Origin of the sequence: Exiguobacterium sp. s28 (assembly GCF_018618135.1) — a bacterium.
GTDB classification, from domain to species: Bacteria; Bacillota; Bacilli; order Exiguobacteriales; family Exiguobacteriaceae; genus Exiguobacterium; species Exiguobacterium mexicanum_A.
The window spans coordinates 150,672-160,675 of the sequence record NZ_JACSLL010000007.1; the positions used below are offsets into that span (position 1 = coordinate 150,672).

General features: G+C 51.8%; 12 protein-coding genes. 9 read left to right on the forward strand and 3 right to left on the reverse strand.

Features of this window, described 5'->3' with window-relative positions:
- The first annotated feature begins 6 nt into the window (after positions 1–6).
- The 8 genes from KNP78_RS09560 to KNP78_RS09595 all read left to right on the forward strand — a co-directional run bounded on the left by KNP78_RS09560 (position 7) and on the right by KNP78_RS09595 (position 6,333).
- Positions 7–1,185 carry an RtcB family protein gene (locus KNP78_RS09560; protein WP_138859915.1) on the forward strand — a complete coding sequence of 393 codons (1,179 nt, stop codon included), beginning with the start codon at positions 7–9 and terminating at the stop codon, positions 1,183–1,185.
- A 70-nt stretch (positions 1,186–1,255) separates the two neighbouring features.
- Positions 1,256–1,570, forward strand: coding sequence for a YfhH family protein (locus tag KNP78_RS09565; protein ID WP_214823851.1), 315 nt, complete (start codon positions 1,256–1,258; stop codon positions 1,568–1,570).
- Entirely contained in the window at positions 1,567–1,836 is a 270-nt protein-coding gene (locus tag KNP78_RS09570) for a YfhJ family protein (RefSeq protein WP_214797572.1), read from the forward strand. The genes KNP78_RS09565 and KNP78_RS09570 overlap by 4 nt, the downstream gene beginning before the upstream one ends.
- Positions 1,837–2,001: 165 nt before the next feature.
- Positions 2,002–2,541: a helix-turn-helix domain-containing protein gene (locus KNP78_RS09575; protein WP_138859912.1), complete on the forward strand. Its 540-nt coding sequence runs from the start codon at positions 2,002–2,004 to the stop codon at positions 2,539–2,541.
- A gap of 13 nt (positions 2,542–2,554) precedes the next feature.
- Positions 2,555–3,661, forward strand: coding sequence for an ABC transporter ATP-binding protein (locus KNP78_RS09580; RefSeq protein ID WP_034780995.1), 1,107 nt, complete (start codon positions 2,555–2,557; stop codon positions 3,659–3,661).
- Positions 3,648–4,469 (forward strand): ABC transporter permease, encoded by an 822-nt coding sequence (locus KNP78_RS09585; protein ID WP_214823852.1) that lies wholly within the window; start codon positions 3,648–3,650, stop codon positions 4,467–4,469. Before KNP78_RS09580 ends, KNP78_RS09585 begins: the two co-directional genes overlap by 14 nt.
- Complete coding sequence (locus KNP78_RS09590) at positions 4,466–5,266, forward strand: ABC transporter permease (RefSeq protein WP_214823853.1); 801 nt, start codon at positions 4,466–4,468, stop codon at positions 5,264–5,266. Before KNP78_RS09585 ends, KNP78_RS09590 begins: the two co-directional genes overlap by 4 nt.
- Entirely contained in the window at positions 5,263–6,333 is a 1,071-nt protein-coding gene (locus KNP78_RS09595) for an ABC transporter substrate-binding protein (protein ID WP_214823854.1), read from the forward strand. The genes KNP78_RS09590 and KNP78_RS09595 overlap by 4 nt, the downstream gene beginning before the upstream one ends.
- Positions 6,334–6,382: 49 nt before the next feature.
- Here KNP78_RS09595 and KNP78_RS09600 read toward each other — a convergent pair whose 3' ends face one another.
- The 3 genes from KNP78_RS09600 to exaC all read right to left on the reverse strand — a co-directional run bounded on the left by KNP78_RS09600 (position 6,383) and on the right by exaC (position 9,133).
- Positions 6,383–7,102 (reverse strand): nuclease-related domain-containing protein, encoded by a 720-nt coding sequence (locus KNP78_RS09600; protein ID WP_214823855.1) that lies wholly within the window; start codon positions 7,100–7,102, stop codon positions 6,383–6,385.
- Between the two features lie 149 nt (positions 7,103–7,251).
- Positions 7,252–7,611, reverse strand: a complete 360-nt coding sequence (locus tag KNP78_RS09605; RefSeq protein WP_214823856.1) for a DUF779 domain-containing protein — start codon at positions 7,609–7,611, stop codon at positions 7,252–7,254.
- A 1-nt stretch (position 7,612) separates the two neighbouring features.
- Positions 7,613–9,133, reverse strand: coding sequence for an acetaldehyde dehydrogenase ExaC (exaC, locus tag KNP78_RS09610; RefSeq protein ID WP_214823857.1), 1,521 nt, complete (start codon positions 9,131–9,133; stop codon positions 7,613–7,615).
- A gap of 221 nt (positions 9,134–9,354) precedes the next feature.
- Here exaC and KNP78_RS09615 point away from each other — a divergent pair, with 221 nt between their 5' ends.
- A complete protein-coding gene (locus tag KNP78_RS09615; protein ID WP_214823858.1) occupies positions 9,355–9,843 on the forward strand; it encodes a YceI family protein in 489 nt (162 codons plus the stop codon).
- Positions 9,844–10,004 lie beyond the last annotated feature (161 nt).

Genomic DNA, 10,004 nt, shown 5'->3' on the forward strand with positions numbered 1-10,004 from the left:
GGTCTTATGGAGATTATCGGAAAGCATAACCGGGCCAAAGTGTTCAATGAACGGATTGACGATACGACGCGGGCCCAAATCCAAACGCTCGTCGATCAACCGTTCACGCGAGGCGCCTCGATTCGAATCATGCCGGACATGCATGCCGGCAAAGGATCGGTCGTCGGGACGACGATGACGATTCACGACAAGGTCGTGCCGAACCTCGTCGGCGTCGACCTTGGGTGTGGCATGCTCTGTACGGAAATCAAGGTAAAGCGCATCGACTTTCAACGGCTCGACGACGTCATCCGCCAATTTGTACCGAGCGGGATGAACATCCGGGATACAGCACACTCTTACGCGTCTGAGCTCCCGCTCGAGGATGTGCGGGCGCCGTATAAGCTCGACCGGGCCCTCCGCTCGGTCGGCACGCTCGGTTCGGGCAATCATTTCATCGAAGTGAACCGGGACGAAGCCGGACGCACGTTTCTCGTCATCCACTCCGGCTCACGCCACCTCGGTGTCCAAATCGCTGACCATTATCAACAGTTGGCGGTCGAGCACATGATGAAGACGGTCGACATTCGAGACGAGATTGAACGGATGAAGGCAACGGGGCGGCAGCAAGACATCTCGGCCTATCTCGAGACGGAGCGCGAGGCACGGAAACGTTTCCGCGACCTCGCCTACGTCGAAGGGGAAGCGATGGAAGACTACATGCACGACGTGCGCATCGCACAGCAATATGCGGCCGCCAACCGTCTCGCCATGACCGACGTTATCGTTGAGGCGATGAACTGGAACGTCGTCGACCAATTCGATACGGTCCACAATTATATCGATCACGACGCAATGATGCTTCGGAAAGGGGCCATCTCGGCGCGGAACGGGGAGCGGGTCATCATCCCGATGAACATGCGCGACGGCTCGCTCATCTGTACCGGGAAAGGCAACCCGGATTGGAACTACTCGGGTCCACATGGCGCCGGTCGGGTCATGTCACGCTCGGCAGCGCGGAAACGGGTTGACTTCAAAGAGTTCAAACGATCAATGGAAGGGGTTTGGTCGAGTTCGGTCCGACCGTCGACGATTGACGAGTCACCGTTCGTCTATAAGTCGATGAAGGAAATCGTCCGTTATATCGAGCCGGCCGTCACGATTGATCAAGTCATCAAACCACTGTATAACTTCAAGGCGAACTGAAAGGGCGAATTCAGTTTCGCCTTTTTCTTTTCCGTGAAAAATCTGATACGCTACAAGAGAGGTGAGCGAAATGGAAAAACGATTGAGTGATTTATCAAAATATGAACTCGAACAAGAGATTCGGGCGCTCCATGAAAGGAAGCGGAAAGCCGAGCAGATGGGCATGGTCAGTGAGATCGAGGTCGTCTTGCGACGAATCGCGATTGCCGAGAGCTACTTGATCGACCCGAACTTGTTCAAGCCGGGGGCGACGTATATCGTCAACTATAATGACCGTCCATTCCGATTGAAGTTTGTGAACGGTGTCATGGGTTGGGGGACATTCGAAGGCGAGACGGCTGAGCATGCGATTCCGCTCTCGGAGCTGTCGGAGGTGAACGCATGAACCGGACCGAACAATACGAGCGCTTGGCTCACATCTTAAAACAGAAGAACGATGTCTTAAGCGACGTGGAGGCGTTGACGTGGGTCGAAGTGCTGTGGGAGGACTTTGAGACGACACTCGCCCGGGCCGGAGAACCATATCCGGGAGAAGCAAAATCGTTCCAGTATGTCGTGCAACAGATTGATGCGTACGGACCGCAACTCCACTTGTTTCAAACGAAAAATGAGAAGTTCAAGCACTTGATGTCCAAGCGCGACCTTCATTGAAAAATCACGCCATAATTGGCGTGATTTTTTGCTTGCAAACAACTCACAATCCGTTATAATAAAGGTCGCTATTAGTTCGTTTCATAGTTAAGTATTTATAAACTTTCTTTAGTTGAAATCATCTGTCACTAAACTTGAGACGAGGCCGAAAGGAGGGAATGTGACTTGGACGTCGGTCAAAAAATCAAACGGCTCCGCGTCAAGAAAGGCTTGACGCAAGAAGAGCTGGCCGAACGCACGGATTTGAGTAAAGGGTATATCTCTCAAATCGAGCGTGATTTGAGTTCACCTTCGCTTGAGACATTATTCGACTTGTTAGAAGTACTAGGTTGCTCACCGAAAGAATTTTTCGATGAAGAGATCTTTCAAAAGGTAAGTTATAGCGAAGACGACCGGACCGTGTATGTGGATGAGGAACGAAAATACCGGACCGAATGGCTCATCCCGGAATCGAACGAAAAAGAGATGGAACCGATTTTGCTGACCTTCTCCAAACATGGGGAATTCAAGCGCTATGAGCCTTCCCGTTCCGAGACGTTCGTCTACGTCCTGTCAGGGCGGGTCGCCCTGAAGCTCGGCCATCACACGTATTTCGCCAAAGCGGGAGAAACATTATATTACGTCGCTTCGGATTCACATCAGCTCGTCAATGACTGTGATGGCGAGAGTGAATGTTTGATCGTCGCGACCCATTCATATTTATAAGGGAGGAACCGAAATGAACCCAGAAACGATTATCCGCTTTGACAACGTGTCGAAGCGTTACGATGACACCGTCGTCTTGGAAAACATTAGCTTTGAGATTGAACGAGGGAAGTTCTATACGTTGCTCGGACCGTCTGGATGTGGGAAGACGACGATTTTGCGTCTGATCGCAGGTTTCACGGATGCGACAGAAGGCGACATCCAGTTCAACGGGAAGCGCATTAACGACGTCCCAGCGAACAAACGTCAAGTGAACACTGTGTTTCAAGACTATGCGCTCTTCCCGCACTTGAACGTGTTCGAGAACGTCGCATTCGGTCTGCGCATCAAAAAGATGAAAGAAGCGGACGTGAAGACGAAAGTCGAACAAGCGCTCAAATTCGTCAACTTGAAAGGGTACGAGTCACGTGAAATCGATGAGATGTCAGGCGGGCAACGACAGCGTGTCGCCATCGCCCGTGCCATCGTCAACGAACCGGAAGTCATCTTGCTCGATGAGCCGCTCTCGGCGCTCGATTTGAAGCTCCGGACGGAGATGCAATATGAGCTTCGTGAATTGCAACAGCGTCTCGGCATCACGTTCATCTTTGTCACGCACGACCAAGAAGAAGCGCTCGCCATGTCGGATGAGATTTTCGTCATGAATAACGGAAAGATCGTCCAAAGCGGGACACCGACCGACATTTACGACGAGCCGATCAACCGTTTCGTCGCTGATTTTATCGGAGAGTCGAATATCGTACCGGGCGTCATGCCAGAAGATAACATTGTCACGTTCGCCGGGAAGACGTTCGATTGTGTCGACCAAGGGTTTGATCGCAATGAAAAAGTCGAAGTCATCATCCGTCCGGAAGATTTGGAGATGACGTCGGTCGACTCGGCGAAACTCGTCGTCGATGTTGACTCGCAACTGTTCCGCGGCGTCCACTATGAGATTTGCTGCTATGACCAAGAAGGGAACGAATGGCTCGTCCATTCAACGAAAAAATCGGTCGTCGGCTCAAAAATCGGCCTCACGTTCGATGACGAGGCGATTCACGTCATGCGCTTAGGGGAGACGGAGGAAGAGTTCGACCGTCGTCTCGAGTCCTATGAGGAGGTCGCTCATGAATCAAACTAGTCAAACCGCGAAGACGGTCTATTTGACGACCTATTGGTTATGGATCGCGCTGTTCGTCATCGCGCCGCTCCTGCTCGTCGTCTACTACTCGTTTTTTGATATCGAAGGGAACTTGAGTTTAGAGAACTATCAGATGTTCTTCACGTCGACATATTTGACGATGACGTTGTCTTCCTTCTGGTATGCGTTCTTGATCACGTTCTTCTCGCTCTTGATCGGGTATCCGACCGCCTATTTATTGACGAAGACAAAGCATAAGCAACTTTGGCTTTTGCTCATCATTTTGCCATCATGGATCAACTTATTGCTTAAAGCCTATGCATTCCTCGGCATTTTCGGGACGTACGGCATCACGAACCAATTTTTAGAGACGATTGGCATCGGGACACAACAGATTTTGTTCACGGATTTTAGTTTCGTGTTCGTGTCGGTGTACATCTTCATCCCATTCATGATCTTGCCGATTTATAACGCCATTGAAAAGCTCCCGCCGTCGCTCGTCTATGCGTCGCGTGACCTCGGGGCCTCGAACTGGACGACATTCCGCCGGGTCATCTTCCCGCTCACGCTCGACGGCGTGAAGTCAGGGATTCAAATCGTCTTTATCCCTGCATTGTCACTGTTCATGATCACCCGACTCATCGCCGGAAACCGAGTCATCACGCTCGGGACGGCGATTGAACAACAATTCCTCGTCACGCAGAACTGGGGCATGGGCTCGACGATTGCCGTGTTCTTGATTTTGGCGATGGTCCTCGTCATGGTCATCACGCGTGACTGGGGCGCGAAAGGAGCGGTGCGTCGATGAAACCGAAAAAATTTAAATTAGCCAACCTGTATTTGCTGGTCGTGTTCTTCATCCTCTACGCACCAATCATCTACTTGGTCGTCTACTCGTTCAACAGTGGCGGGACGATGAGTAACTTTGAAGGCTTCACGCTCGACTGGTACAAGTCGCTCTTTACCGACACGCGCCTGCTCGTCATCGTCTTGAACACGATCGTCATCGCTCTGCTGTCGGCGACGATCTCGACCGTGCTCGGCGTCATCGGCGCGCTCGCCATCTATACGGCGCGGCAACGCTTCACGAAGACGTCGCTCTTGTCGCTCAACAACGTGTTGATCGTCAGTCCGGACGTCATCATCGGGGCGTCGTTCCTCATCCTGTTCACGATGCTCGGGATTCAGCTCGGTTTCTACTCGGTGCTATTGGCGCATATCGCCTTCTCGGTGCCGATCGTCGTCATCTTGGTCTTACCGAAGCTGCAAGAGATGAGCCCGACGCTCATCGATGCGTCGCGTGACCTCGGCGCGAGCACGTGGGACGTGTTAACGAAAGTCATCTTGCCGTATATCACACCGGGCATCTTCGCCGGGTTCTTCACGGCGCTCACGTATTCGCTCGATGACTTTGCCGTCACGTTCTTCGTGACCGGCAACGGCTTTACGACACTTGCCGTCGAAGTCTACTCACGGGCTCGCCAAGGTATCTCGCTCGAAATTAACGCCTTGTCAGCCATCTTGTTCTTGTTCACACTCATTCTCGTCCTTGGGTATTATGTGCTTGCCCAACGCGGTGGTAAAGCGAAGGAGGTAAGACGATGAAAAAATTGGTCATCATGTTGACGGTGCCGGTCCTCGTCAGTGCCGCTCTTTTGCTCTGGGTGTATCAAATCAATATGGCGCAAGGGTTTGGCGGCGATAACACGCTCGTCGTCTACAACTGGGGCGATTACATCGATGAAGACTTGATTGGCGAGTTCGAGGAAGAGACGGGTTTGAAAGTCATCTATCAGACGTTCGATTCGAACGAGGCGATGCTCACGAAAATCGAACAAGGCGGTACGGCGTTCGACATTGCGGTCCCGTCGGATTACGCCATCAGTAAAATGATCGAAGAAGACCTGCTCTTGCCAATCGATTATGACAAGCTCGAGAACTTCGATAACATTGACCCACGTTTCCTCGACAAGTCGTTCGATCCGGGTAACACGTACTCGGTCCCTTACTTCTGGGGGACGGTCGGTATCGTGTACAACCCTGAGCTCGTCGACGGTGAGATTACGTCGTGGAACGACCTATGGGACATGCCGCTCGAGAATGACATCTTGCTCGCAGACGGGACTCGTGAGGTGATGGGCTTCGGTCTAAACTCGCTCGGTTACTCGCTCAACACGACGGACAAAGACGAGTTGCTCGAGGCGGAGAAAAAGCTCGAGACGCTCTGGCCGAACATCAAAGCGATCGTCGGCGATGAAATCAAGATGCTCATGGCCAATCGCGAAGCGGCTGCAGCCGTCGTCTGGTCTGGAGATGCTTCCGAGATCATGTACGAGAACGAAGAGTTGACGTACGTCATCCCAGAGGAAGGGACGAATCTCTGGTTCGATAACCTCGTCATCCCGAGCACTTCAAAAAACGTCGAAGGCGCACATCAGTTCATCGACTTCATGCTCGACGCAGAAATCGCGGCCCGCAATACCGACTATGTCGGCTATTCGACGCCGAACGAAGCGGCACTTGAATTCTTAGATGAAGAAGTGACGTCAGACGAACGTTTTTATCCGTCAAAAGAAGTGACAGATGAGCTCGAAGTGTATGAGAACTTAGGCAAGCGCATGAACGCGTACTACAACGAACTCTACTTGCGCTTTAAAATGCAAAGTAAATAAAAGGAGTCCCGCTCACCGTGAGCGGGACTTTTTTGGATGGGGCGGGGAATCACGTAACCCGTTGCTTGGCAGCGATATGGGCCTCCCTGACGGCTTCGTCCGCAGATGCGAATTGGAGCAGGTGCTCGTAGATGGCCGTCTGTTCCGCCAACGTCAACCGGGCCTCGCCTGGCAAGGCAATCTGCTGTTTCCATGTCTTCCGGTTCAATACGGGAACGTCCGCCACGTCGATACGTTTCAAGGTCGACCGGTCGCTGAAGACGATCCAAGAGTGGAGCAGACTCCGCTCCACAGCAAGCGTTTGTTCCATCGCTTTCATATGCAACTCGTTTTGTTTAATCGGATTGAAAAAGCGGAACTTCTTTCGATTCGGCATCGACTGCGTCCAGTGCCGTTCTTGTTCATGTCCAAAAATCCAGCCGCTATAATTTTTTGACTCAATCACGTGGACACCACTCTGGTTGATGAACACCACATCGATTTCAGTCGTACGCTCTCGATTCTTTGGATGGGGCAAATATAGATTCGTCAAGATGAAGGGATTCGGCACGCGCTCCTCGATGGCGGCGACACATAAATACTCGCCGTATAAGCCGGTGTCTTGAACGACTTTGAAATAGCTGTGTCCGGTCTGGGCGTAATAGCGGCTCCGTTTATAGCGCTTGACCTTCGTATACAACATACCGCCAAGCACCAGAAACAGAGGACCGAATAGACTGACCAATGAAATCAACATTCCGTTGAACGTGCTCGTTAGAAGCTCGGACATAGGCTGCCTCCTTTCGTGTCTCTCTTTACTATATCGAATCGAGCCGATTTTTAGGTTAATTTTTGGGGATAATTGGAAATGTGATTTTAAGAAAAAGATGTCTATTGATTGAAAAAAGACCAGCCATCGAGATGACTGGTCTTCTACATTCAGCTTTGATGCAACTCGGCCCGTTCTTCGTCCGTGAACACGCGGGAACGACTTAAAAATCGTTTTCCTTCCACGCCCTCGACCGAGAACATGCCGCCCCGGCCCTCGACGACGTCGATGATGAGCTGGGTGTGTTTCCAATAATCGTATTGCTTCTCGTGAATATAGAACGGACACCCACCAATCTCACCGAGCAGGACGTCATGATCGCCAATCATGAACTCGCCTTGCGGGAAACACATCGGGGAGCTCCCGTCACAACAACCGCCCGACTGGTGAAACAAGAGCGGTCCATGTTTTCGTTTCAGCTGTTCGAGGAGCGCGAGCGTGGCGGGGGTGGCCTCGACGCGATTCACCATCTCAGAAGAACCCGAGTTTTTGTTCGCTATAGCTGACGAGCATGTTTTTCGTCCGTTGATAATGGTTGAGCATCATCTTATGGTTCTCACGGCCAATCCCAGACATCTTGTACCCACCGAACGCGGCATGGGCCGGATATTGGTGATAGCAGTTGATCCAGACGCGACCGGCTTGAATCTCGCGACCGAACCGGTAAGCCCGATTCATGTCACGCGTCCAAACGCCGGCACCGAGTCCATATAACGTGTCATTCGCGATGGCGAGCGCCTCGGCATCGTCCTTGAACGTCGTCACCGACAAGACCGGTCCGAAAATCTCTTCTTGGAAGATACGCATCTTGTTATGCCCTTTGAAGATGGTCGGTTGCACGTAATAACCGTCAGCGAGTTCGCCGTCCATCATGTTGCGCTCGCCGCCGATGAGGCATTCCGCGCCCTCCGACTTTCCGATCTCCAAATACGACAAGATTTTTTCCATCTGCTCATTTGAGGCTTGGGCACCCATCATGACGTCAGGGTCGAGCGGGTTGCCGAGCTTGATGGCTTTGACCCGTTCGAGGACGCGTTCCATGAATGGCTCATAAATCGACTCGTGGATGAGCGCGCGTGATGGGCACGTGCATACCTCACCTTGGTTCAAAGCGAACATGACGAGTCCTTCGATCGACTTGTCAAAGAAGTCATCATCGGCATCCATGATGTCCGCAAAGAAGATGTTCGGCGATTTGCCGCCGAGTTCGAGCGTGACCGGGATGATGTTTTGTGAGGCATACTGCATGATGAGTCGACCTGTCGTCGTCTCACCCGTGAACGCGACCTTATCGACGCGGTCGCTCGACGCGAGCGGTTTGCCGGCCTCGAGTCCGAACCCGTTGACGATATTCAACACGCCTGGCGGGAGCAAGTCTTCAATCAATTCCATGAGCACCATGATGGAAGCAGGCGTCTGTTCAGCTGGTTTCAACACGATACAGTTTCCAGCAGCAAGGGCCGGCGCGACTTTCCAAACCGCCATCAAAATCGGGAAGTTCCATGGGATAATTTGGGCGACGACACCGAGCGGTTCATTGAAATGATAAGCGACCGTGTCGTTGTCGAGTTCACTGATACCGCCTTCCTGTGACCGGATGACGCCCGCAAAATAGCGGAAGTGATCGATGGCGAGCGGGAGGTCGGCGTTGAGCGTCTCGCGGACGGCTTTCCCGTTCTCCCACGTCTCAGCGTAGGCGAGCATCTCAAGGTTCGCTTCCATACGATCGGCGATCTTATTTAAAATGACAGAACGTTCGGTGACCGACGTTTTGCCCCAGGCGTCTTTGGCGGCATGGGCCGAATCCAAGGCGAGTTCAACATCTTCTTTCGTCGAGCGGGCGACTTCGCATAAAACTTTACCATTTACCGGAGAGGTGTTCTCAAAATATTCTCCCCCTGCAGGCGCGGTCCACTTTCCATTGATGTAGTTCTCATAGCGGTCTTTAAAGTGAACTTTCGTGCCTGTCGAGTTTGGGACTTCATAAATCATGGTCGTTCCTCCCTTTTCCGTAAAGTATAGGGATTCTATGTATGCGCTTACATTTTACTGTAAGTCAACAGCTCCCTTTTTTCATCGTAACGGGTCGGTGTGATAAAAGTCAAAATTTTTCGACAATAATTTGTCAAATTTAAACGAAAATGTTTTGAAGTCAAGATTTGTGGTAAACATCATATTAGCATCAATTTTAAATCGAAGGAGTGGACGTAATAATGGCAAAAACATATCAAGTCGACCCGGCACACAGTTCGATTACATTTACGGTCAAGCATATGATGATCTCGAAAGTAAAAGGGGAGTTCAAAGATTTTCACGTCGAAGCGAACGGACAACCGGACGATCTCGCGAACGCCCGCGTGAACGTGACGATCAAGGCGGCATCGATCGATACGAATAACAGCGATCGCGACAACCATTTACGGTCCGGAGACTTCTTCGATGTGGAGCAACACGAGGACATCGTGTTCGAGTCGACATCGTTCCGCTCAAAAGGCGGCGGTGAATTCGAACTGACCGGGAATTTGACAATTCGCGGGACGACCCGGGAAGAGACGTTCGAAGTCGAATATGAGGGAAGCGCGAAAGATCCATGGGGCAACATGAAGCACGCCTTCACCGGGGACGGGTCGATCAACCGGGAAGATTACGGATTGACGTGGAACCAGGCGCTTGAAGCGGGCGGCGTCCTCGTCGATAAATAAGTGAAGTTTGACTTTGAGCTCCAGTTCACGGAGTCGGAGGCATAAAAAAAGTCGCTCTCGCGAGCGACTTTTCAGACTGTAGACAAAACATTGTCTGCAGTCTTTTTTATTTGCCCGACCGGGCACAGCTCGCTTTTCTGGGGGCAAGCAGGGAGCCGCAT